The sequence below is a fragment of the Nocardioides oceani genome, from assembly GCF_030412965.1.
In the GTDB taxonomy this organism is placed as follows: domain Bacteria; phylum Actinomycetota; class Actinomycetes; order Propionibacteriales; family Nocardioidaceae; genus Nocardioides; species Nocardioides oceani.
The window spans coordinates 1-278 of the sequence record NZ_JAUHJQ010000160.1; the positions used below are offsets into that span (position 1 = coordinate 1).

General features: G+C 74.1%; 1 protein-coding gene. It reads right to left on the reverse strand.

Going from position 1 to position 278, the window contains the following annotated elements; genetic code table 11:
• Positions 1 to 278, reverse strand: a 278-nt coding sequence (locus tag QWY28_RS23665) for an FAD-dependent oxidoreductase (protein WP_300955357.1), incomplete at both ends; no start/stop codon positions are given.

Below are 278 nucleotides of genomic sequence, written 5' to 3' on the forward strand. Positions count from 1 at the left end.
TCACCCCCTGGTGGTAGCCGATGTTCCGCCCGGCCGCGAGTGCCTCGTAGACGGTCAGCCCGGCCCGGTACAAGGCCCGGTGCCGCCGGTCGCCGGCCAGCATGTACATGGGGACCGGCCGGACCAGGTGCGGCGCCAGCCGGTACAGCGTCCCCCGTTCCCGCAGCGACTCCCTGACCAGGCCGAGGTCGCCGTGCTCCAGGTAGCGCAGGCCGCCGTGGACCAGCCGGGAGGAGCGCCCCGAGGTCCCGGCGGCGAAGTCGTCCTTCTCCACCAGC